The organism is Streptomyces sp. NPDC041796 (assembly GCF_055590785.1).
The window spans coordinates 690110-713843 of sequence record NZ_JBVJAH010000001.1 but is presented as its reverse complement, the minus strand read 5'-3'; the positions used below and the strand labels follow the sequence as shown (position 1 = coordinate 713843).

General features: G+C 70.6%; 18 protein-coding genes. 11 read left to right on the top strand and 7 right to left on the bottom strand.

Annotation, left to right across the window (positions count from 1 at the left end; genetic code table 11):
* Together ACZ6C1_RS03205 and ACZ6C1_RS03200 are read left to right on the top strand one after the other, a co-directional pair.
* Positions 1-2205 carry a protein kinase domain-containing protein gene (locus ACZ6C1_RS03205; RefSeq protein ID WP_469237096.1) on the top strand — a complete coding sequence of 735 codons (2205 nt, stop codon included), beginning with the start codon at positions 1-3 and terminating at the stop codon, positions 2203-2205.
* Positions 2206-2222: 17 nt separating this feature from the next.
* Positions 2223-4271, top strand: coding sequence for a serine/threonine-protein kinase (locus ACZ6C1_RS03200; protein WP_469237094.1), 2049 nt, complete (start codon positions 2223-2225; stop codon positions 4269-4271).
* Positions 4272-4353: 82 nt separating this feature from the next.
* On the opposite strand, the gene ACZ6C1_RS03195 is transcribed toward ACZ6C1_RS03200, so the two are convergent.
* From ACZ6C1_RS03195 to eccB, 7 genes are all read right to left on the bottom strand, one after another.
* Complete coding sequence (locus tag ACZ6C1_RS03195; RefSeq protein WP_469237092.1) at positions 4354-4653, bottom strand: WXG100 family type VII secretion target; 300 nt, start codon at positions 4651-4653, stop codon at positions 4354-4356.
* Positions 4654-4718: 65 nt separating this feature from the next.
* Positions 4719-5066, bottom strand: coding sequence for a WXG100 family type VII secretion target (locus ACZ6C1_RS03190; protein WP_469237090.1), 348 nt, complete (start codon positions 5064-5066; stop codon positions 4719-4721).
* A 91-nt stretch (positions 5067-5157) separates the two neighbouring features.
* Positions 5158-6432 carry a S8 family serine peptidase gene (locus ACZ6C1_RS03185; protein ID WP_469237088.1) on the bottom strand — a complete coding sequence of 425 codons (1275 nt, stop codon included), beginning with the start codon at positions 6430-6432 and terminating at the stop codon, positions 5158-5160.
* A gap of 25 nt (positions 6433-6457) precedes the next feature.
* Positions 6458-8164: a WXG100 family type VII secretion target gene (locus ACZ6C1_RS03180; protein ID WP_469237086.1), complete on the bottom strand. Its 1707-nt coding sequence runs from the start codon at positions 8162-8164 to the stop codon at positions 6458-6460.
* Positions 8161-8643 (bottom strand): hypothetical protein, encoded by a 483-nt coding sequence (locus ACZ6C1_RS03175; protein ID WP_469237085.1) that lies wholly within the window; start codon positions 8641-8643, stop codon positions 8161-8163. Before ACZ6C1_RS03175 ends, ACZ6C1_RS03180 begins: the two co-directional genes overlap by 4 nt.
* Positions 8644-8865: 222 nt before the next feature.
* Positions 8866-10110, bottom strand: a complete 1245-nt coding sequence (mycP, locus tag ACZ6C1_RS03170; protein ID WP_469237083.1) for a type VII secretion-associated serine protease mycosin — start codon at positions 10108-10110, stop codon at positions 8866-8868.
* Between the two features lie 14 nt (positions 10111-10124).
* Positions 10125-11651: a type VII secretion protein EccB gene (gene eccB, locus ACZ6C1_RS03165; RefSeq protein ID WP_469237081.1), complete on the bottom strand. Its 1527-nt coding sequence runs from the start codon at positions 11649-11651 to the stop codon at positions 10125-10127.
* A 181-nt stretch (positions 11652-11832) separates the two neighbouring features.
* On the opposite strand from eccB, the gene eccE reads away from it, so the two are divergent.
* The 9 genes from eccE (at position 11833) to ACZ6C1_RS03120 (ending at position 23304) form a co-directional block, all read left to right on the top strand.
* Entirely contained in the window at positions 11833-13167 is a 1335-nt protein-coding gene (eccE, locus tag ACZ6C1_RS03160) for a type VII secretion protein EccE (protein WP_469237079.1), read from the top strand.
* Positions 13167-13883, top strand: a complete 717-nt coding sequence (locus ACZ6C1_RS03155; RefSeq protein ID WP_469237077.1) for a hypothetical protein — start codon at positions 13167-13169, stop codon at positions 13881-13883. Before eccE ends, ACZ6C1_RS03155 begins: the two co-directional genes overlap by 1 nt.
* A gap of 215 nt (positions 13884-14098) precedes the next feature.
* Complete coding sequence (locus ACZ6C1_RS03150; RefSeq protein WP_468334567.1) at positions 14099-14332, top strand: DUF397 domain-containing protein; 234 nt, start codon at positions 14099-14101, stop codon at positions 14330-14332.
* A 328-nt stretch (positions 14333-14660) separates the two neighbouring features.
* Entirely contained in the window at positions 14661-17471 is a 2811-nt protein-coding gene (locus ACZ6C1_RS03145) for an SCO5717 family growth-regulating ATPase (RefSeq protein ID WP_469237076.1), read from the top strand.
* A 169-nt stretch (positions 17472-17640) separates the two neighbouring features.
* Entirely contained in the window at positions 17641-19467 is a 1827-nt protein-coding gene (locus tag ACZ6C1_RS03140) for an ABC transporter substrate-binding protein (protein ID WP_469237074.1), read from the top strand.
* 3 nt (positions 19468-19470) lie between these two features.
* On the top strand, positions 19471-20499 hold the full coding sequence (locus ACZ6C1_RS03135; RefSeq protein WP_469237072.1) for an ABC transporter permease: 1029 nt from the start codon (positions 19471-19473) through the stop codon (positions 20497-20499).
* Entirely contained in the window at positions 20496-21380 is an 885-nt protein-coding gene (locus ACZ6C1_RS03130; RefSeq protein ID WP_469237070.1) for an ABC transporter permease, read from the top strand. The genes ACZ6C1_RS03135 and ACZ6C1_RS03130 overlap by 4 nt, the downstream gene beginning before the upstream one ends.
* A complete protein-coding gene (locus tag ACZ6C1_RS03125; RefSeq protein WP_469237069.1) occupies positions 21377-22336 on the top strand; it encodes an ABC transporter ATP-binding protein in 960 nt (319 codons plus the stop codon). Before ACZ6C1_RS03130 ends, ACZ6C1_RS03125 begins: the two co-directional genes overlap by 4 nt.
* Positions 22231-23304: an ABC transporter ATP-binding protein gene (locus tag ACZ6C1_RS03120; protein WP_469237180.1), complete on the top strand. Its 1074-nt coding sequence runs from the start codon at positions 22231-22233 to the stop codon at positions 23302-23304. Before ACZ6C1_RS03125 ends, ACZ6C1_RS03120 begins: the two co-directional genes overlap by 106 nt.
* Positions 23305-23734: the final 430 nt, after the last annotated feature.

The window sequence follows — 23734 nt, the reverse complement described above, 5'->3', positions numbered from 1 at the left end:
TTGACTCATGACGACCCGGTCGAGATCGGCGGCCACCGCCTGATCGCCCGCCTAGGGCACGGCGGCATGGGGACCGTCTACCTGGCCCGGTCGGCCGGCGGCCGGACCGTCGCCCTGAAGACCATGCACGCCTGCATCGCCGCCGACACCGCGGCACGAACCCGCTTCCACCTGGAGACGGACGCCGCCCGCATCATCGGCGGCCACCACGGCGCCACCGTTGTCGACGCCGATCCCGGCGCCGAAACCCCCTGGCTCGCCACGGAGTACGTCCTCGGCCCGCCCCTCGACGACGCCGTCACCCTCTGCGGCCCCCTGCCCGAACCGTCCGTCCGGGCCCTGGGCGCGGCCCTCGCGGGTGCCCTCGCCCAGCTCCACGCCTCCGACGTGGTCCACCGTGATCTGAAGCCCTCCAACGTCATGGTCACGGCCCATGGCCCCAAGATCATCGACTTCGGTATCGCCCGAGCCGCCGGCGACGACCGCCTCACCCGTACCGGCACCGCCGCGGGCACCCCCGCCTTCATGTCCCCGGAACAGGCCACGGGCCAGGAACACACACCCGCGGGTGACGTGTTCGCCCTCGCGGGAGTCCTCGTCTTCGCCGCCACGGGCCACGGCCCCTTCGGCACCGGCCAGGCGGCCGACCTCCTCTACCGCGTCCGCTACGCCGACCCCGACCTGTCGGGAGTCCCTGCCGGCCTGGCCCCGGTCCTCGCCCGCTGCCTGACCAAGGCCCCCGGCCAACGCCCCACCACACGGGAGCTCATTTCCGAACTCCACGACGGCCACGGCGAGTTCGCCGACCACCTGCCCGCCCCGCTGCTCGCCGACATCGCCCACCGCGCGTCGGCGGTCTGGCAGTACCACCCGTACCGTCTGCCGCCCCCGGTGGAGGCCCCGTACAGCGCTCCGCCCCCGTCCCACCGGGGCATGTCACGGCGCAAGCTGCTCTCGGTGGTCGGCGGTTCGCTGGTGGGAGTGGGAGCGGCGGGAGCGGGAGCGTGGGTGTGGTCCGGCAGGCGGCCGACAGATGAGGACAAGCCTCCGGTCTCCACAGACAATGCGCCCCGCCCCGTGTGGCACGCCCTGGCAGGCACCACGGCGGACGTCGACCTCCTGATGACCATGGGTGGTGCGGTAGCCACCTGGCAGGACGGCCAGATGGTCGGCCTGGACGCGAAAAGCGGCAAACAGCGATGGTCGACGCGCGCCTTCCGGGACACGAACCACATCACCACCGACGGAACGGTGATCTACGGCCTCGTCCCGCAGGAGGCGGAGAGCGACGTGCTGTCCCTCCACGCTCTCAGGCCGGGCAGCGGAGTCGCGGCGCACCGCATCGCTCGGATCCCCGGGTTCGCAGGCTACGAGCAAGCAGAGCCCCTTCTCGCGGCAGCCGGCCTGCTCTTCGTCGCGGCACGGAAGGTCGTACCCGGCCACGACACGCCCGCGGAAAAGAAGAATGACTGGCACCTGCTGGCAGTGGAGATCCGCACGGGCAAGAAGCGGTGGCAGATGACCATGTCGGAGTTCTCACCGGGGAATGAATACACGGCCGTCGGGGTGAAGGTCGTCGGGAACAACCTGTTCTTCTGGCGGAACGTCTACTTCAACAAGGCTGATGAACCGGTCGACCCACACTTCTTCGTCGCGGCTGCCGACATCCGCACGGGCAAGCGCGTCTGGGCATGGGAAATCCCCCGGCAGGCCGACGACAGGTCGTACATCGTTCCGGGCGGACTCGCCATGGACGACAAACATCTCTACCTCGCCAGCGGCCACGTGTGGGCACTGCGGCTCTCCACCGGCGAAGTCGCCTGGAAGTTCGGAGACGACCGCAACTACGGCGGCATTCCACAGGGGGCACGCCGGTACGGAACACCCGCCGTCAGGGACGGTGTGGTGTACGCGGCCGAGGGAAACCGCGGCATTGTGGCCCTGGACGCCTCGACAGGACGTCTCCTCTGGGAGGAGGACGAGGACCTGACGCAGGCGTGGGCGCCCGATCTCGACCCGCCACCGGTCATCGGGAAGAAGTTCGTCTACGTCAAGATGGACAACGGCATAAGCGCCGTCGACATGCGCACTCACAAATCCGCCTGGACCTGGCAGATCCCCGCTTCGCTCTTTGTTGCGCATGAGCAGGCCGAGCGACTCATCTGCGTCGGCGACGACTCCATCAACGCCTTTCCTTTCGAGTGAATCGAGCAACCTTGAGGATGCATCCTCTCAGCGCCGGAGACCCCCTGCGCCTCGGCCCGTACCGGCTTCTCGGCACGCTGGGAGAGGGCGGTATGGGAAAGGTCTATTTCGGCCGGGACAACGCGGGCCGCGCCGCCGCGGTCAAGGTCCTGCGTCCGGAGCTCTCCCACGACCCGCATCTGGCGCAGCGTTTCGTACGGGAGGCCGTCACCGCGCAGGCCGTGACCAGCCACGGCGTGGCGAGGGTCCTGGGCGCGCAGTTGGAGGGCGGCCGGCCCTGGATCGCCGCGGAGTTCCTCGCGGGCCCGACACTCGAAGAAGCCGTCGCCGCGTACGGGCCACTGGACGAGGCCGGGCTGCGTGCGCTCGCGGCGGCTCTCGCCCGTACACTCCGGGACATCCACGCGGCCGGGCTCGTCCACCGCGACCTCAAGCCGTCCAACGTCGTTCTCACCTCGGCCGGGCCGCGCGTCATCGACTTCGGCATCGCCCGTCCCGAGCACGGTCTGACGCTCACCACCACCGGCCAGATTCCGGTCACTCCTGGCTACGGCGCACCGGAGCAAGTGCTCGGACAGCGCGTCGGACCGGCCGCCGATGTCTTCTCGCTGGGCGCCCTGCTCGCGTACGCGGCGAGCGGGCTCCGTGCCTACGACGGTCCGCATGTCGCAGGCGTGCAGTACCAAGTCGTCCACGGCGAGCCGGACCTGCGGTACGTCCCCGACGGGCTCCGGGCGCTGTTGCTCCCCTGCCTGGCCAAGGACCCGGCCCAGCGCCCCCTTCCCGACCGTGTCGCGGACGCTTTCGCTCCCCCGCGCGGTGCGGACCGGGCCTGGCGCAAGGGTCCTGTGGCCGAGGAGATCGCAGGGCGCGAGAAGGCTGCCGCGGCCATGGCCGCGGCCTTGCCCTCAGCCACAGGGTCCAAGCCCTCCCGCAGGGGGCTTCTGATGGCCCTCGCCGGTGGTGGCACGGCACTTGGTCTCGGCGGCGCGGGGGCGGCCTGGTGGTTTCTGCGCGACCGTGGGTCCGCGCAGGTTCCGGTGGTCATCCCGGCGGCCGCGGAACGGCCTGTGGCCTCCATGCTCAAGCCGGACGACGAGCTGACCCCCTTGTGGGGGCCGGTCACAGGAGCTGACGCAACGGCGCTCGTTCCCCTGCCGGTCCGCGATGTCGTGGTCGTCGGCTCGTCCGGCGGAGGACTGGTCGCCCACGGGGTGACCGACGGAAAACGGAAGTGGACGGCCCCGAAAGTGACGGCCTCCGCCGGACTCGTCACGGCCGCGGAACGCCTCGTCCTGGCAGCGGACTTCGGAGGAGCGCTGTACGCGTTCATCGCCTCGACGGGCGATCAGGTGTGGTCGGTTCCCGTCTCCGCAACCAGGCTTCTGGCCTCGGACGGCCGCGCGGTGTACGTGATGACCGAGGAACGGCAGTTGCAGGCCGTCGGCGCCACGACCGGCAGGGTGCTCTGGTCGGTGCCGACGCCTGTGCGTACGTCGAGTTCGGAGCCTCCAGCGGCGGCCGTCAAGGACGGTCGACTGGTTCTCTTCCCGTCCGACGGGAATGTCATCGCTCTCGACACGGCCACCGGCAAGCCCGTGTGGGACCTCGCCGACCAGGGTTCGTCAGCCGTCATGCCGGCCATCACCGGCGACAAGGTGCTCCTCGGCGGCACGACGCTCACCTGCCGGTCGCTTGCGGACGGAAAGGAGCTGTGGACCGTTCCCGCCGAATTCGAGGCATGGGGACCTCCGACGGTCCGCGGCAAGGAGGTGTACGCCGTCGACCAGGACTTCCGCCGCCTCCGAGCGGGCGACGGCAAAGAGGACTGGAGTCTCTACGGAGCAACCCGCTTCGGCACCAAGCTTCCGCCTGCCGTCCAAGGAGGCACCGTATGGGTCGCGGAGAGAGACGACGGTTTCCCGATCGCCCTCGACACCCGCTCCGGTGAGCAGATCTTCACCTACACGAATGAGGGCCTCGGCGGATACGGGTATGCCGCAGACGGCAATCGCGTCTTCGTGACGCACGCCGGATCGATCGCCGCCCTACCGGTCAGGCCCTGATGTCCCGCATGGCAAACGGCCGTAAGACGGGGTGGACACCCCTCGCGCGTGCCCACCCCCTGTGTCGTACGACTTCCGGCATCTACAGGAAGTAACCGGCGGCCTTCTTGTCGCCGCCCATGTAGTCGCCGCCCGCCTTCGCGACGACCTGACCGATCTGCATGAGAGCCTGGTGAATGTCCGCGGCTTCCTTGTCCCACTTGATCTGCTCCTGGACGTAGGCCTCGTGTGCCTCGCCCTCCCAGCCGGCAGCGACGGTGGCCATGGCCGTCTTGATGGAACGCAGATCCTCTTCAAGCTTCTTGGCCTGGTTACCGAGCACGGTCGCCGTCGCGTCGAGAGCTCCGTACTTGACGACAAGTCCGTCGTAGTTCGTTCCCATGTTTCCTCATCTCACGTTGGTTGTGATCGGCCTTGGTTGCCGAAATCGGGTCAACTCAGGGGGTTCTACAGGCCGCTGAGGTTCGACTTCGCCTGGGTACCGACACCGAGGTCGACGTTGATGCTCTGCACGGCGGCGAGGACTTCGTCCTCAGTGCCGTCCTTGATCTTCCTGGAGGCGCTCAGTCCTTCGAGGAACTTCGCCAGGATGTTGCCGAGACCCACCATCGAGGTGTTGATCTCTTCCTGCTTCTTGTTGAAGGCGCCTGCGCCGATACCCTTCCACTGGCCCTCAAGGCTGTCGATCGTGCCCTGGATCGCCTGGAGCTGGCCCTTGATCGAGTTGAACTTCTCGAGGAGGTGCCTCTCGAGCTTGATTACTTCGCTGTCTGAAAGCCGCTGGCCCTGTGACACGGTTGCGTTTCCCTTCTGAACTACTGTGGTGACTTGCTGAGTTGTGCTTCACCAGGTGGTGAAAGGTGAAGTCTGACGCACCTTGGTCCGGTCAGGCGCTGCGCCGCCGGCGTGCGATCACGTAGGCGGCGCCCGCGAGGACGACCACGACGGCCGCTCCCCCGATGACGAGGCCCGACTTGCTTCCCCCGTCGGCCTCCTGGGCCTCCTTGCTGGAGCCTGCCACGACCGCGTCGGAGCCGGGCTTGCCCTTCGGGGCCTGTGACGGGGCTGGTGCGGAGGGGGCGGGCGCTCCCTTTGCAGGAATGTCGCCCCCCGTCTTCTGATTGGTGAGCGGGCTGACATCGGGCGCGCCGGGGTCACCCTTCTTGTCCAGGATGATCTGGCCGGGGCGGATCAGACCGTGACCGAGGTAGACGCTCCGGGTCCCCTTCTTCCAGTCCCTGGCGGCCGTGTCGATCATCGCGCGCAGGACTTGGTTCGCGGTCCAGTCGGGGTGCTGGGACCAGATGAGGGCGGCGGACGCCGATGTGATGGCCGTGGCGGAGCTCGTACCTCCGTCCCCGCCGCAGTACTTCGTGAACGTCTCATCGCACCAGCCAGGGATGTCATTGCCAGGAGCGGAAAGATCGACGTTGTCACCGTGCTGCGAGTAGTCGGAGACTTTTCCCTTCTGGTCGGCGGACGCGACGCCGACCACGTACGGGTAGGCAGCCGGGTACTGGGGCTTGTTACCACTGGCCGCGTTGTTGCCGGCAGCGGCGAAGAAGAGCTTTCCCTTGCGGTGTGCGTATTTCGTCGCTTCCCGCGTCTCCGTATTGGAGAACTCGCCGCCGAAGGACATGCTGATGATCTGCGCATCGCTGTCCGCAGCAGCCCGGATGGCATCCGCGGCGTCCTGTCCGTTCACCTTGCGGTTCTGTTGGTACTCCGAGTCGGAGACCCGCATGGGAATGATCTTCACGCCGGGAGCGAGTCCGCGCAAACCGCCACCCCGCCCCGTACCTGCGATCAGTTCGGCCATCGACGTGCCATGGCCGCTGTAATCGTCCGTTTCGTCACCCTCGGTCTCTGTGGCGTCAAATCCCTTCTCCACTTGCCCTTTCAGCGTGGGCGTGGACGGATTGACGCCCGAGTCGATGACCGCGACCTTGATGCCCTCACCGGTAGTGACTTTCCACAGCTCTTCGGCGGCCATCGCGTCGAGATACCACTGCTTCGCCTGCACGTCCTCGGCGGGTTCCGCCGACGCTGTGCCCGCGAGGCCCGTGGACCAGACGCAGACTGCCACCGTCGCACAGGCGATCCTTCGCCGGAGGGTGCCGGACACACTGTGCTTCCGGTCCCGGCCCATAGCTGACGCCATCCTGACTTCCGAACCTTCCCTGTGCTTACTGGATCACCGGGGGGACGGCACCACGACGCCGAACCTCCCAGGTCTCTTCGTCTTCCGTCAGGTAGTCAGGACGAGACGACTCCATGCGTTCCTGCTCCTCGTTCTCACCCTTGCCCCGGCCCTTCGCCCCACGAGTCAGGCCCGAACCCCCCTGCGTAAAGCCGCCGGTCCCAGGACGCGAGCCCGTCGCGCCGGCACGCGGGGTGCCACCCACGACTCCGTCAGGCCGGGCAACGGGCCGGGCTCCGGGGCGCGCTCCTGTGTTCGCGGGCGGCGTCCCCACCACGCCGTGCCGGCCGGTCTGGCTCCCGGCAGGGCGGCCCGACGGCGCCGCTTCCCCACCCACGACCCTTGCGCCCGGAATACGAGAAGTGGACTGGGGGCCCGGAGTGTGCTGGGGCCTTCCCCCGACGATCCCGTCCGCCCGTCCGGTCCGCGGGGCCCCCGCAGGCTGGTGATTGACCCCTCGCCCCCCCGCGACGTTCGGTGGACCGCCGGCGCGGCCCGTGACCGGGTTCTGGTTCGTCGCCTGGATGGGGCCCTGGCCGCCGACACGACCCAACGGCGGCTGGCCTCCCCTGCCGTTCGACGGCCCCTGACGTCCTGTCGCGGGGCTGGTGTCGGGCATGCCCACTCGCCCCACAGGGCCCTTGCCAGGCCCGGTGGTACGGGGCAGGCCAGTGGCTTCCCTGGGTCGGGGACCGCCCTTCACCGGGTTGGGGAAAGGAGCCACTGGCGGCATGGGCGAGGTCTGGGGCGGGTTCGGCCCTGTGGAGGGCACAACCGGGGTCTGGGGAGGTGCTGTCGTCAGTGGAGGCTGGAGGGCGACGCTGTCGATCTCCATGGAGGTGTTGGGCTGCCTCGGAGCAGGTGTGACATTCGTTAGGGATTCCGTGCGCGCCGGCGTGGCCGTGTCCCCCGGCACGGCCATGTCCGACGCGGTTCCCCGCGATGCCCTCGCCGCCGGCTCGTTGCTGCCCGCCGTGTCCCCCTGAGGCGGCCTGAAGCCACCGCTCGGCGGCGGCACATTCACCTTCAGCGTCGCCTTGAACTCCGGCGGTTGCCGCGCCGCCAGCGTCTGCTCCGACACCGCGTAGTACGAAGCCAGCTTGTACATCTGGTTGATGGCCTCTTGACGGTCCTTCTCGACCTGCACCGCCTTGTCGTACTCCGCCTTGTTGGCCGCGCGCTCCTCCGGCAGGATGCTCTCGGGCTTCCGCTTCACCGCCCGGTCGTCACGCGGAGGCATCTTCACGGAGGCGAGGCCGGTGCCGGCGACCGTGATCTGAGTACCGGCTACGTCCGCGAACGCGGCGAGTTCTCGTGCGTGCCCGGCCAGCTCCCGCCCGAAGGTCCTGAACGACTCGCCGGACTCGCCCTTCCACTCGACCTTGTCCACATAGGTCTGCAGCTCATGAGCGGCGTCCCTGAGTGCGTCCCTCGCGCTCCACAGCGCAGTGCCGGCGCTCTCGAGATCTGCCGGGTTGGTGTTGTCGACCAGGTCGATCAGGTCGTTGAGCTCTCTTTTCTCGAAGTTGCTTCGAGCGAACGGTCCCGGGCCGTTGGAGTCGCCTCCGAAGAAACTGCCCATAAATTCGGTGACCGTCCGGGCCATGTCGGTCACACCGAGCTGAGACTGGACGCGTGCGAGGTCCTGCTCGTGCTGTCCCTTCGGACTCTGCGCCGGCTTGTTCTCGGTCATCGGTACGTTCCCCCGTCCGAAGTCTTGTCGTTGCTGGTCGGCGTCTCCGTCTTTTCGCCCGTCTCGCGGGCCTCTGCCGCCGCACGCTCCCGGTCGAGACGCGCCTTGATCACCGCGAACTCGCGCCGAATGTCCTCTTCGACGTTGTCGAAACCGACGTCCGCGGCATGCACACCGATGCTCAGGACCGTGATCTGGTCATTGAGCGACTGAGAAAGCCTGACGAGGGACTGATGGACCCGGTTGTACTGCCTGAAGAGCCCCTCCGCCTCGGGAAACTCCTCCGCGCTTCCACCGCTCACCGACGCGCGGGAAATCGTCTGGGCGGACATCTTCGTCCCGCTCGCCGCCCCCTCCTCCAACTCGGTCAGCAACGTGTTCACGCGCTCCCGAAAGCGCTTCAGCGCCCCTACGCCACGCTCGAGATCACTCGTGCCACTCGAGCCGCCCCCACCTTCTGCCGGAAGCACGATGCCCATTCCTCCCCGTTTGCTACAGCCGTCCTGCATTGCGATCGCGGCGCACCGCGATCCACGGTTGTCACTCTAACCACCAGGTGTGACAGCCCCAAGTGCCATAGTCGCCGCCAGACTTCGCTTGCGGCGACATGGCACGCGACGGCAACGCCATCGCGACGCCCGAAGGACGCCCCTGTGCGGCTGCAATCGCCGGCACCTGGTCCCGGGCCTGGCACACCGTCTTCAGCCGACCGCTTGCCGCGCCATCCGCCGTGCCCGCCGTCGCGAGTCGCGGAGGGTGACTGCGGTGCCGGTGATGACCGCGACCAGGACTCCGCCGCCGATCACCACGTACGTGGCGAGGCGGGCGTTGCGGTCGTCCGGGGTTTCGCCGGGGTGCAGTTCGGCCGGCGTGGGGGCCTCGGCGCGGGTGACGCCCTCGTGGGCGACCGGTGCCTCGATGGGCTTGTCGTCCTCGGTGAGTGCGCGGACCGGGTCGACGACGCCCCAGCCGACGAGGCGGTCGTGGCCGGCGACCGAGCGTTCGGCGGTCTGCTGGATCTGGGCGACGATCTGCTTGCGTGTCCAGTCCTGGTGCTTGGCCTTGATGAGAGCGGCGAGGCCCGCGACGTACGGGGCGGAGAAGCTGGTGCCGTTGTCGGCGCAGTGGCCGCCTCCGGGGACGGTGGAGACCATGTCCACGCCCGGAGCCGCGATTCCGACGAAGTCGCCGGACTGCGAGAACGGTGCCCGTTCGTTGTTGCGGTCGGAGGAGGCCACGGCCAGGACTCCGTCGTACGAGGCCGGGTAGGTCCGCTTGACGTTGCCGCCCAGGCCGTCGTTGCCGGCCGAGGCCACGACGACGATCCCCTCGGCCAGGGCCGCGTCCACCGCCTGCTTCAGCTCGGGGGCGGGTTCCACGGCCTTGGCCGTGTCCTGCGAGATGTTGATGACGTCGGCCTCTTCGTCGATGGCGTGCTGGATGGCCGTCGCCAGCGTCTCCGCGGTGCCGTGTCCGTCGGCGTCGTTCTGCTGGATGGGGATGATCGTGGCGTCGGGCGCGAGGCCCACGAAACCGGTGCCCTTGGCCGGGCGGGCGGCGATGATTCCGGCGACCTTGGTGCCGTGGCCGACCGTGTCCGTGGTGCCGTCCTCCTTGCCGCGCTCGATCTTGTTGCCGCTGTCGTCCTTGAGGTCCTTGGGGAGCAGGTTGATACCGCTCTTGGTGTCCACGGCCTTCTTCAGCTGCGGGTTCTTGACGTCGACACCGGTGTCGATGACGGCGACCCGTACGCCCTTGCCGGTGGACTGCTTCCACAGCTCGTCCAGCAGCACGCGCTGCAGGGACCAGGGGCGGCCCTCGTACATCTTCCCGGGGAAGGTGCACTGGGTGTTGTCGTCGGCGGCGGCGGGGCTCGCCGGCAGGGCGACGAGGGTGAGCGCGGTGACGGCCGCGGCCGTCAGCAGGCGCCGGTACGTGTACGTCATGTGCGACCCGGCCCTCAGGAGCCCTGCGGCTGGCGCGCCGCGCCGGTCGACAGGCGGGGGCCGGTCGGCAGGAACGTCGACCATGAGGCGGGGACGGGGACGGGGTCGACGTCCTTGTAGCCGAGGCGGTTCTGGGCCTGCTGCGCCTCCTGCTGACGCGCCTCCTTCTCCTCCTTGGAGCCGGAGGAGCCGATGCCGGAGTCGTCCGTGGCGCTGTCGCCGTTGGACTGCATGGCGTAGCGGAGTCCGGTGTCGGTCACCAGGAAGAGGAATCCGGTGTCGGTCGTGGATCCCTTGAACTGGCGGAAGAGCTGGCCGGACCCGGGTGTGACGTAGGCGCTGCTGGAGCCGGTCGGCAGCGTTGCGGGGAAGTCGCTGCCCGCCCAGGTGCTGAGCGTGGTCGATCCGTCGTCGCCGTCGACCTCGCGCAGGACGTTGCACACGGTGTTACGGCTTCCCTCGGCGATTCCGGCCTCGTTGACGGGCTTCGGCGCGAACTGGGGCCACTTCTTGTCCTTGCCGAACGCCTCGCCCGGTTCGAAGGCTCCGGCGCTGACCGACTTCGCCTGTCCGGCCTGCCCCAGCCCGATCAGCTCCCGGCTGTTGAGCAGGAGCTTCGCCATGAAGTCGGACACGGGGGCGACGCGTCCCTCGAGGACGACGTACTGCTGCTTCTTCGTGCCGTCCGTGGCGGTGAGGACCATGCCCACCTTGTTGTCCTCGGAGTCGAGCAGCCCGTCGACACCGGCGGGCTCCCCGGCCCGTCCGGGAACGGTGGGGAACGTGATGGTGTCGCCCTTGTGAAGGGTGTCCAGCCAGGCGGCGGACACGCGTTGGGCCGCGCGGCCCTGGCCGACCAGCTGGCGCAGGAGCAGTTCGTCCTTCTTCACCGGGTACGCCGTGCCGCCGGCGTCGACCACGTAACGCGTCTTGTCGGGGCCCTCGACGTAGAGCAGCTCTCCGCCGCGCAGCCGGTTGGCACCCTCGGTCCTGCTCTCCTCGCGTGCGGCGAGGACGAAGGCCGCCTTCTGGATCGCCCGGCCGCCCTCCCCCGGCCGCTCGCAGACCGCCCAGCGCTTGGCCGCGCCGGCCTCCTTGGGGTCGGGCAGCCGGTCGGGTGCGTAGGGGATGCCGAGGGTGGCGCCGTGCGGGATCTTGCCGCTGTCGAGCACCGACTCGTCGACGTTGATGACCTGGCCCTTGTCGGGGTTCAGCAGGAGTTTGGCGGACGACATGTTGAGGACCGGGTGGAGCTGCTTCTTGTCGCCGGTCTTCAGAACCACATAACGCGTGGTGGACTTGCTGGCGATGATGACGTTCTCACCGGGGGTGTCCCACTTCTGCGGCGCCACCGGCTTGAACATGCCCCAGGCGGCGAAGACCGCGAGAATCACCACACCGGCGATGGCTCCCGGCAGCACCGCACGCAGCGGGCGCGGTGCACCCTCCTCCGACCCCGTGGTGTTGGGCTGCACGAACTGCGCAACAAGCCTCCGCTTTGCGAAGGTATAGGCGTTGAGTTCGTCCCGTCGTGATGCCATTTGTCCGCTGCCCCTCATCCCCTCTGGGCGACCAGGTTCCCACATGCATCGAAACGCATCGCCGTCGCACCGCGCACTACTATGCCTGCTGGCGCCTGCATCCCCCCGCTCAGGTAGGGTGATCGCCCGGTCAACGCCCATATGAATTTGGTAATTGCGGACACGAGGGGGCAACGCGGCGATGGGTACGGCGACGCGCGCGCGCAATGGGCGGACATCCGAACGGGCCCCCGAAACTTCCCGACGGCAACGGAGTAACGCCCGTCCCACGCCGTCGGCTTCGGGCCTCCCCGCGGCCACGACCCTGCGTCCGCTGTCCCACACCGGCCGCATGGGGCCTTTCCAGCTACGGCAGTTGGTACTCGTCGAGGCGGCGCTGGCACTGGCGGCGGCCGGGGTCGCGCTCGGTGGGCTCTGGCTCATCCCCACGTGCACGGTGGCGTGCGTCCTGTTCCTCCTCGCCGTGATCCGCCGCCGTGGCCAGGCACTTCAGGACTGGCTGTCCACCGCTCTCGCCCTCCGCGCCCGCAGGCGGAACGCCACTGCCCCCGCCGCCGACGCCGACCCGTCGCTGGCCGGCGTCACGGAGAGCGTCCCGGGCTTCCGCCCCTTCCCCTACGTCGACAAGAACCGCCGCACCGTCGGCATGCTCGGCGACGGCACCTTCCTGACGGCGGTGGTACGCATCGAGGCCAAGGGGTCGGCGTTGCGTCCCGCCTCCGGCGCCCGCGCGCTGCCCCTGTCGGTTCTGGGTGATGCCCTGGAGGTCGACGACATCGTCGTGGAGTCGGTGCAGTTGGTGCAGCAGGTGCGCCCCGCTCCCGCACCGCACCTGCCGCAACAGGCCGTCGCGCGGCTGTCGTACGCGCCCTTGCACGAGCGGACCGGTTCCCCCGCGCTGCGCATGACCTGGGTGGCCGTGAAGCTGGACCCGGAGCTCTGCCAGGAGGCCGTCGAGGCGCGCGGCGGTGGGGTCGAAGGGGCGCAGCGCTGTCTGGTGCGCGTGGCGGACCATGTGGCGAGCCGGATGGCCGGAGCCGGGTTCCAGGCCGTGGTCCTGGACCAGGAGGAGCTCAACTCCACGGTCGCGACCGCGGCGTGCGCGAGTCCCCGGCTGGCGGCGCGGGCGTCCCAGCCCGGAGCGGCACCGCAGCGGCGTACGGCCGAGACGTCGCGGGTCTGGCGGTGCGACGACCGCTGGCACACCACCTACGCGGTCGGCCGCTGGCCGGAGTTGGGCCGGGGCGCGTCCCCACTCCCCCAGCTGGTCTCCCTGCTCACTTCCGTTCCGGCGTACGCGACCACCGTCAGCTTCACTCTGCGCCGCGGAACACGCCAGGGAGCGATGAACATCCTCAGTCACATCCGGATCACCGGCGGCTCGGACACCGAACTCGTCGGTGTACGCCGGGCTTTGGAGCAGGCCGCCCGGTCGGCGAAGGTCGGCCTGCAGCGCCTGGACCGGGAGCAACTGCCGGGTGTACTGGCGACACTGCCGCTGGGAGGTGCGCGCTGATGGCCCGGTCCGCTTCCGTACGCGGCCTGCGTGGGCTGCTCGGCCCGCGTCACGCGGGCCACAGTGTGGTCACCGACCACCTGGGCGTGCTGTCCCTGCCCGTCGGCGACGACGGCGTGGTGATCGGCGATGACGCGGAAGGCCGCCCGCAGCTGGTCGGCTTCCACCGTTCGACGCCGTACGACGTACTCCTGATCGGCGGCCTGTGGACGGCCCAGGTGCTGGCCCTGCGCGCCGCGGGCACCGGGGCCCGCGTGGCGGTGGAGACGGGACGTCCCCAGGAGTGGACCACCCTGTCGCAGTCCGCGGGCGCCGGACTCGAGTGCATCACCCTGCACGACGTGGGCCGTGTCCCGCCCATGGGCGCGACCGTGGGGAGTCCGGTCGTCGTGGTGCGGGACTGCGGGATGCGACCGCCCCGCGGCCGTGTGGTGTCCTCGCCGTGGCAGTCCGTACTGACACTGCTTCCCTATCTGAGCCCCGTGGCACCCCGGTTGATGCGGAACTCCACGCTCGTGGGCGTCCAACGGGTCTCACCTCAGGAGGCGCAGCAGATCGGCCGGATACTCGGCCTGCACCGGACCGAGACCGAGGCGCTCCCGACCCTGGCGGACGGTGTGACCCTCTGGTGCGCCGGACGCGAGCGGCAATGGGTGATGACCAGCGCCACGGACGCGGAGTCCGGCCTGCTGGGCATGCCCCGCCGGATCGACTGAGCTTCGCCACGCCTCACTCACCCGGGTGACGTACGCCCAGGGCCCCGGCGGAAACGGCCCCACGGATTGGCCCTCCGATCCGCGGAAGCTCCCCCTCCCCCGGGGCTGAGCTGGCCTAGGATGCCCATGGTGACGCTTGGGTCGCATCCAACTACGCGCCGCCACGGGCCGCTTGCCGGCGCCCGTCCAGCCGGCCGTGATCGAAGGGAACCGTGATGGGAAGCGCAGAGGAGAAGGACGCGCTGTACGCACTCGACATCTCCGACGTCGAGTGGCACGGCGCTCCCGGAACGAGCGCGGACGAGGAACGCGTGGAGATCGCCTATCTTCCCGGCGGGGCCGTCGCCATGCGCTCGTCCCTCGACCCGGACACCGTCCTGCGGTACACCGAGGCCGAGTGGCGGGCGTTCGTGCTCGGCGCGCGTGACGGCGAGTTCGACCTGCGCTGAGGGGGCCGCTGGGCCGAGACCTGATCGTTGGGAACTCCGCCGTCGGTATCGGGCATGCCGCTTCCGTCGGATTGTGCCGATTCATACAGCTCTGGTCCTCACGCTCCGCCGTATCCGCGTCACATGAGGGCAACAGGTGGGACGCGGGTCGGAGGGCGACCATGGGCGGGCCTGCCGGGCGGGTGGTGTTGGCGATTAGGGTGGGTGAGGGCGCGGCGCGGGTTTGCGGTCATGCCGCCACGTCCCCGGGGGAGAGCCGGGCCGATCGGATCAACGGTGGCCCCCACCCACGACGGCACAAGGGTGCTCGACCACACCAGGAGGCAAAGTGAACGGCGATCGGGACGACATCCACGGGAGCTGGACCATTCCCGTCGAGGAGTCCGACGCGGATCCCGCCGAGATGACGGGTGAGTTCACCATCGACTACACCCCGCCTGCCTGGTACACGCAGAACGCGGGCGACACGTCGTCGGGCGGCGGGACACCGGCCGCGTCCTCGCCCACGCCTCCCCCGCCGCCGAGCGGGGCGACGCCGGTGGCCGTGCCCGAACCGCCCGCGCCGCAGAGCGGTGGTTCCGAGCCGAACTGGGCCCCGGAAGCTCAAACTCCGGCTCCTGCACCTGCTCCGGCTTCTGCACCTGCTCCCGCACCGGCTCCGGCTCCGGCTCCGGCTCCGGCGGTTCCTCAGGCCCCTCCGGCCCCCCACGCCCCTCCGGCTCCGGTCGAGGCGGCTCCGGCGGCTCCCGCCGAGCCGGCGCCCGCGCCGGTGCCCGTGGCTGAGCCTGAGCCCGCGTCGGCTCCGGCTGCGGCTCCGGCCCCGACTCCGGCCGATCAGGGGGCGGCGGACGAAGCGCCGCAGCCGTTCGGGGGCGGTGATGTGGAGAGCGGGGCCACCATGCGCTTCTCTCCGGCCGCGTTGAAGCGGGAGATGGCCGAGATCGCGGAGCGGGAGGCCGCGAAGTCGGAGCAGGGCGAGGCCACCACCGCCGAGGAGGCCGCTCCGGCGAACGCCGCAGCCGAAGCCGACGCGGACGACGAGGCCAAAGCCGAAGCCCAGGCGCAGGCGCAGGCACAGGCGGTGGAGCCGCAGCCCGCCGACATGGTGGCCGACGCCACGCCGCACGACGCTCCGCCCCAGGACAACGCGCCCCACGACGCTCCGCCCCAGAACATCCCGCCCCAGGACGACGCGCCGCAGGCCACCGCGCCGCCCGCGCCCGAGCCGGTGCAGCAGCCGTGGGCCCCGCAGCCGGGCCAGCAGGGCGCGGCGCTGCCGCCGTTGCCGCCCGCGTTCCAGCCGGCCGCGCCGACGGACGCGCCGCAGTGGCCCGCGCCGCCGGTTCCGGCGCACGAGCAGCCGGCCCCGCCCGCGCCCGCCCCGGTTCAGGCTCCCGCTCCGGCGCCCGCCGCGCCCCTGCCGCCGCAGGCGGCCCCTCAGGGCGGATACGGCTTCCCCCACCCCGGCCAGCCGCAGCCCCAGCCCCAGCCCCAACACCCGCAGCAGTCCCCCCAGCCGCAGCAGGGCGGGTACGGCTTTCCGCAACCGCCCCAGCAGCCCCAGCCCCAGCAGCCCCAACAGCAGCCCCAGCCGCACCCCCAGGGCGGGTACGGGTTCCCGCACCCGGCGCAGCCCCCGCAGCAGCCGGGGCCCAGTGGTGCGTTGCCGCCGCAGGCACCGGCGCCGCAAGGCGGATACGGATTCCCGCAGCAGCCCCAGCCCGGCCAGCCGCACCCCTCACACCCCCAGCACCCGCAGCCGCACCCCCAGCAGCAGCCCGTCGACCCCCGGGCCGGTGGCGCATGGCCCACGTCCGTCACGCACGACCAGCGCGAGCGGTCCGTGCCCGGCGCCCCGCTGGGCTACACGGCGGCCGTCGAGCTGTCGTCCGACCGCCTGCTGCGCAACAACAAGCAGAAGGCCAAGTCCAGTCGTAACCCCTCCGCCGCCGCCCGGTTCAAGCTCGGCGGCAAGAAGGAGGAGGCGGAGCGCCAGCGCAAGCTGGAGCTGATCCGTACGCCGGTCCTGTCCTGCTACCGGATCGCGGTCATCTCCCTCAAGGGCGGCGTCGGCAAGACCACGACGACCACCGCTCTCGGCGCCACCCTGGCCACCGAGCGGCAGGACAAGATCCTGGCGATCGACGCCAACCCGGACGCCGGTACGCTCGGCCGCCGGGTGCGCCGCGAGACCGGGGCCACCATCCGTGACCTCGTCCAGGCGATCCCGTACCTCAACTCGTACATGGACATCCGCCGCTTCACCTCGCAGGCGCCGTCCGGTCTGGAGATCATCGCCAACGACGTGGACCCGGCCGTCTCGACGACGTTCAACGACGAGGACTACCGGCGGGCGATCGACGTCCTGGGCAAGCAGTACCCGATCATCCTCACCGACTCCGGCACCGGCCTGCTCTACAGCGCGATGCGCGGCGTCCTCGACCTCGCCGACCAGCTGATCATCATCTCGACCCCGTCCGTCGACGGTGCGTCCAGTGCGTCGACCACGCTCGACTGGCTTTCCGCGCACGGGTACGCCGACCTGGTACAGCGGTCGCTCACGGTGATCTCGGGTGTCCGCGAGACCGGAAAGATGATCAAGGTCGACGACATCGTGCAGCACTTCGAGACGCGTTGCCGCGGGGTGATCGTGGTGCCGTTCGACGAGCACCTCGCGGCCGGTGCCGAGGTGGACCTCGACATGATGCGGCCGAAGACGCGGGAGGCGTACTTCAACCTCTCCGCCCTGGTCGCCGAGGACTTCGTACGGGCGCAGCAGGCGCAGGGCCTGTGGACGGGCGACGGTCAGGGCTCCGTGCCCCCGCAGATGGCGCCGCCGGTCCCGGGCCAGCCGGTGCCGGGCCAGCAGCCCATGCCGGGCCAGCCGTACCCGCCCCAGCAGCCCATGCCCGGCCAGCCGTACCCGCCCCAGGGCTGGCAGCCGTACCAGCAGCCCGGCCAACCCGGCCAGCCCATGCCCCCGGCCCAGGCCCAGCAGCCGCATGCCCAGCAGCCTCAAGGCCAGCAGGTCCAGCAACCTCAGCCCCAGCCCGGATGGCCGCAGCACCCGCAGAACCCGCAGCACGCACAGCACCCCCAGCAGCAGCCTCCGCAGGCGCCGCCAGCCCCTCAGCAGTAGGGCGACAGAGGACTGAACCAATGAGGGCCCGCACCGTCACCACGGTGCGGGCCCTCGCCGTATTCCCCCAGTACAGAACGGGTTTGACGCATCGTTGACTCCGCTCCGCACCGCTGATAGACCTTCGCTTCACCAGCTGGCGCCCCGAGATCGACGCGAGGTCAACCTCATGGTCACCATGGCTCCACACCGCTCCCTCCGCCTGCTTCTCGCCTCAGCACTCGCCTCAGGAACAGTCGCCACGTCGTTGACCGTCGGCCATCCGGCGCAGGCAGCGGACGAGGGAGGCGACAAGACCGTCCTCACCGTCGCCGTCTCGCAGAGCGTGGACTCCCTGAGCCCGTTCCTCGCCCAGCGGCTGGTCTCCACCAGCATCCACCGGCTCACCTACGAGTACCTGACCAACTACGACGCCAAGGACGCCCGTGTCATCCCCGGCCTCGCCACCGCGTGGAAGTCGTCACCGGACAAGCTGACGTGGACGTACACGATCCGCGACGACTCCACGTGGTCGGACGGCAAGCGGGCCACCGCCGAGGACGCGGCCTGGACGTTCACCACGATGATGACGGACGAGAACGCCGCCACCGCCAACGGCAGCTTCACCGCCAACTTCGAGAAGGTGACCGCTCCCGATCCGAGGACACTGGTCATCAAGCTGAAGAAGCCGCAGGCCACCATGACGGCCCTCGACGTCCCGATCGTGCCCAAGCACATCTGGGAGAAGGTCGGCGACTTCTCGAAGTTCAACAACGACAAGCAGTTCCCGATCGTCGGCAACGGCCCGTTCGTCATCACCGACTACAAGGTCGACCAGTACGTCAAACTCAAGCCGAACAAGACGTTCTGGCGCGGGGCGCCCAAGTTCGACGAGCTGGTGCTGCGCTACTACAAGGACGGTGACGCGGCAGTCGCCGCCCTCCGCAAGGGCGAGGTGTCCTTCGTCCCGAACCTCACCCCCGCCCAGGCGGCGTCCCTGAAGTCGGCCGAGAACATCAAGGTGAACGACGCGCCCGGCCGCCGCTTCTTCGCACTCGCCACCAACCCCGGCGCGCGGTCGAAGGACGGCAAGAAGTTCGGCAGCGGCCACCCGGCGCTGCTCGACCCGGCGGTCCGCAAGGCGCTGTTCCACGCCGTCGACCGCAAGACGATCGTCGACAAGGTCTTCCAGGGCCACGCCGTGGAGGGCGAGGGGTACATCCCGCCGCGCTTCGACACGTACTTCTGGAAGCCCGAGGGCACCCAGAGGATCGACTACAGCCCCGCCAAGGCCGAGCAGCTCCTCGACAAGGCCGGCTACCGGAAGAACGGCAGCGGCAAGCGCGTCGGCAAGGACGGCAGGCCGCTGGACTTCCGGATCCTGTGCCACGCCACCGACCCCAACGACAAGGCGGTCGGCAAGTACCTCCAGGAATGGTGGGGCGAGCTGGGCATCGGACTCAAGGTCGACTGCCTCGACAACGTCTCCGACCCCTGGCTCAAGGGTGACTACGACCTCGCCTTCGACGGCTGGTCGGTGAACCCCGACCCCGACTTCGTCCTGTCCATCCACACCTGCGCCGCGCTCCCCGCAACCCCCAAGGACACCGGCGCGACCGACAACTTCATCTGCGACAAGCGGTACGACGAGCTGTACGCCAGGCAGGCGGTCGAGTACGACCCGGCCGAGCGAGCCGATCTGGTCAAGCAGTTGCAGTCGCGGCTGTACGACACGGGGTACATGAATGTCATGGCGTACCCCAACGCGGTCGAGGCGTACCGCACGGACCACATCAAGTCCATCACCACGATGCCCGCCGACGGCGGCAACATCTACGGCCAGGACGGCTACTGGAGCTGGTGGTCCGCCGAGCCGGCCGCCGCCGCGAGCGGGAAGGAGGACTCCGGTTCCTCCACGGGCGTCTGGCTCGTCCTCGGTCCGGCCGCCGTCGTCCTCCTCGCCGTGGGCGTCTGGGCCGCCGTACGGCGCCGCTCCACCGCCGACGACCGCGAGTAGCCGATGACGACGGTCAGCTCGCCCGCCGATGTGGCGCGGCGCCCGGATGCGACGTCGAGCGCCTATCCGCGCTACCTGGCGGGCAAGCTGGGCGGCGCGGCCGTCTCCCTCTTCGCCGTGCTCGTCACCAGCTTCTTCCTCTTCCGCATCGTCCCCGGCGACCCGGTCAAGGCCATGACGCGCGGGGTGCCGACGTCGGCCGGGCAAATGGCCACGCTCCGGCGGCAGTTCGGCCTCGACCTGCCGCTGTGGCAGCAGTTCACGGACTACTGCGCCAAGGCGCTGACCGGCGACCTCGGCATGTCGTACCAGTTCCGCGCGCCGGTCGGCGAGCTGATCTCCGACAAACTCCCGGCGACCCTCCTCCTCACCGGGGTCGCCGTCGTCCTCTACTCGGCGCTCGGACTGTGGCTCGGCACCCGTTCCGCCTGGCGCCACGGCGGCCTCGGCGACCGGCTGAACACGGGCGTGGCGCTGACCCTGTGGTCGGTGCCGTCGTTCTGGCTCGGGCTGCTGCTCATCATCGTCTTCTCGGTGGGCGTGGGCCCGATCCCCGGCATGTTCCCCACGGGCGGCATGGAGTCCGGGACCGAGACGGGTTTCGCGTACGTCCTCGACGTCGCCCACCACATGGTGCTGCCCGTGCTCACGCTGGTCGCCGTCGGGTACGCGCAGACGCTGCTGGTGATGCGCGCCTCGCTGCTCGACGAGATGGGCGGGGACTACCTGACGACCGCGCGGGCGAAGGGGCTGCGGGACGACCTCGTACGCCGCAGGCACGCCGTGCCGAACGCGCTGCTGCCGACCGTCACGATGATCTTCATCAACCTGGGGCACGTGGCCGCCGGGTCGATCCTCGTCGAGACGGTGTTCTCCTGGCCGGGCCTCGGCGGGCTGTTCTACCAGGCCCTGTCGGTGCCCGATCTGCCGCTCGTCCAGGGCCTGTTCGTGGTCTTCGCGGGGGCGATGATCCTGATGAACCTCCTCGCGGACCTTCTCTACCCGCTGCTCGACCCCAGGGTGGGCCGATGACCTCCCTGACATGGACGAGACGCCGTGAGTCGGCGGCGCGCTTCTGGCGCCAGTACCGCCGGCAGAGGGCGGGGCTGTACGGGCTCTGCGCCCTCGCCGTGATCGCGGCCGTCGCACTCGCCGCCCCGCTGCTCGTCGGCGGTGACGTGCAGAGCGTGACGAACGCGCCCGGTACGGCACTGGAGTCGCCGAGCGCCGAATTCCCGCTGGGGACGGACCAGTTCGGGCGCTCCCTGCTGGGCCTTCTCGTGTGGGGCGCCCGGGTGTCGCTGGCCGTAGGACTGCTCGCGGCGGCGCTCTCCGTCGCCATCGGCACACTCGTCGGCATCCTCGCCGGCCACTTCGGCGGCTGGTTCTCCACACTCGCCATGCGCGTCACCGACTGGTTCCTGGTGATGCCGTCACTGGTGCTGGCGATCGTGCTGGCCACGGTGATGTCGCGGAGCGTGTGGACGGTGATCCTGGCGATCGGGGTCGCCAGCTGGCCCACCACCGCCCGCCTCGTCCGGGCGCAGACGATCGCGGTGGAGTCCCGCCCCTACATCGAGCGCGCCAAGGCGCTCGGCGGCGGCCACGGCCACATCATGAACCGGCACGTCCTGCCCAACGTCATGCCGCTGGTGCTGTCACAGACCACGCTGTGCATCTCCACCGCGATCCTCACCGAGGCGACGCTGGCCTTCCTGGGCCTGGGCGACCCGACGGTCGTCTCCTGGGGCGGCATGCTGCAGGACGCGCGCGAGGCGGGCGCGGTCTCGTCCGGGCACTGGTGGTACCTGGCGCCGCCCGGGATCGCCATCGCGGTCGTCGCGCTCGCCTTCACGCTGTGCGGGCGGGCGATCGAGTCGGTACTCAACCCGAAGCTGGGAGCGGGCCGTTGAGCGTCCTCACCGTCAAGGACCTGCACGTCACGTACGGTACCGGGACACGAGCCGTACGGGGTGTCGACCTGACCGTCGCGGCCGGACAGAAGCTGGGCGTGGCGGGCGAGTCGGGGTGCGGCAAGTCCACCCTCGCCCTCGCGCTGCTGCGGCTGCTGCCCGCCTCCGCCCGGCTGACCGGGGAGATCCTGTTGGACGGTGAGGACGTCCTCACCATGAAGTGGGGGCGGCTGCGGGCCGTGCGGTGGGCGGGGGCGTCCATCGTCTTCCAGGGCGCCATGCACTCGCTCAACGCCGTGCACCGGATCGGCGACCAGATCGCCGAGCCGCTCCTGGTCCACCGGCGGGCCACCCCGGGCGCCGCGCGCAAGCGGGTGGGCACGCTGCTGGAGCAGGTGGGGCTGCCGGCCGGCCGCGCCGACGCGTACCCGCACGAGCTGTCCGGCGGGCAGCGGCAGCGCGTGATGATCGCCATGGCCCTCGCCTGCGACCCGCTGCTGATCGTGGCGGACGAACCGACGACCGCGCTCGACGTGATGATCCAGGCCCAGATCCTGCGGCTGCTGGAACACCTGGTCGCCGAGGAGGACATCAGCCTCGTCATGATCAGCCACGACCTGGCCGTCCTGGCCGACACGTGCGACCGGCTGGCGGTGATGTACGCGGGGCGGGTCGTCGAGGAGGGCCCGGCGCGGGACGTGTACGACGCGGCCCGGCATCCCTACGGGCAGGCCCTGTCGGCCGCCTTCCCCCGCATCGGCGACCCGGCCTCACGGCTCGCCCCGCGCGGCCTGCCCGGTGACCCGCCGGACCCGGCCGCGCTGCCGCCGGGCTGTACGTTCCACCCGCGCTGTCCGGTGGCGCTGGACGTGTGCGCGTCCCAGGACCCGCCCCTCGCGCTCGCGGCACCCGGCCACCGGGCGGCCTGCGTCCTGACGACCGGGAGCCCCGCGTGAACCCCCTCCTGACGGCCTCGGACCTGCGCGTCACCTTCCCGGGCCGGCGCGGCGCCCCGCCCGCCCGCGCCGTGGACGGGGTCCACCTCGACATCGGTGCCGGCGAGATCGTCGCGCTCGTCGGCGAGTCGGGGTGCGGCAAGACGACGCTGGCGCGGTCGCTGCTGGGCCTGGTGCGGCCCACGTCCGGCACGGTGACCTTCGCCGGATCACCGCTCTCCTACAAGAGCGGTGCTCTGAAGGCCTACCGGCGGCGTGTGCAGCTGGTGCTCCAGGACCCGAGCGGCTCGCTCAACCCCCGGCACACCGTGTACGACGCGGTCGCCGAGGGCCTGCGCATCCACGGGCGCGCCGACGACGAACGCGCCGCGGTCGCCTCCGCCCTCTCCCGCGCCGGGCTGCGCCCACCGGAACGCTTCTTCCTGCGCTACCCGCACGAACTGTCGGGCGGTCAGCGGCAGCGGGTCGTCATCGCCGGCGCGCTGGTCCTCGAACCGGAACTCGTCGTCGCGGACGAGCCGGTCGCGTCCCTGGACGCGTCCGTACGCGGCGAGATCCTCGCCCTTCTGCTGCGCCTGCGCGAGGAACTGGGCCTGTCGGCGCTGGTCGTCACGCACGACCTGGGCCTGGCGTGGAACATCGCCGACCGGGTGGCGGTGATGTACCTGGGCCGCATCGTCGAGACCGGCACGGTCGAGGAGGTGCTCTCGGCGCCGCGCCACCCGTACACCCGGGCGCTGCTCTCCGTCCTCCCGGAGTCCCCCACCGCCCCGGTGGTCCTCGCGGGCGAGCCCCCCGACCCCTCCCGCGTCCCCGCGGGCTGCCGCTTCCACGCACGGTGCCAGGTCCTCGCGTCCGGGGAGGCGGACCGCGCGGGCCTGGCCTCCGCGTGCCGCACGCGCGACCTCCCGCTCCTGTCCGGACACGGCCGCGAGGCGGCGTGCCACCTCCACGGCGAGGCACCCTGACGCCCCCCGCACCCGGGACGGGCCCGCGCCCACCCCCGCCCCCCACCCGGCACCCAGCCGCAGCGAGCCCGTGCCCACCACCCACGACCCCCCACCCGACATCCAGACGAGGCGGGCCCGTACAAGGTCGCGAACCCGCAGCCGGCGTCCCACCGGGCGGGACCGTGCCCACTACCCGACCCGCAGTCGGCATCCCACCGCGGCGGGGCCGTACAGGGGGCGGATCCGCAGTCGGCCTCCCACCAGGGCAGGACCGTGCCCACCCCCGACCCGCACCCGGCATCCGGCCGGGGTGGGGCCGTGCAGGGTCGCCCCCGCAGAGGTTGGCGGCAAAGGCCGGGCTCCCTTTACCGGCACTCGAGGCCGCCGGCCTCGAGGAGGCGAGCCCGGAGGGGCCCCGCCCCCCACCCACCGGACAGCTACCGCCCCA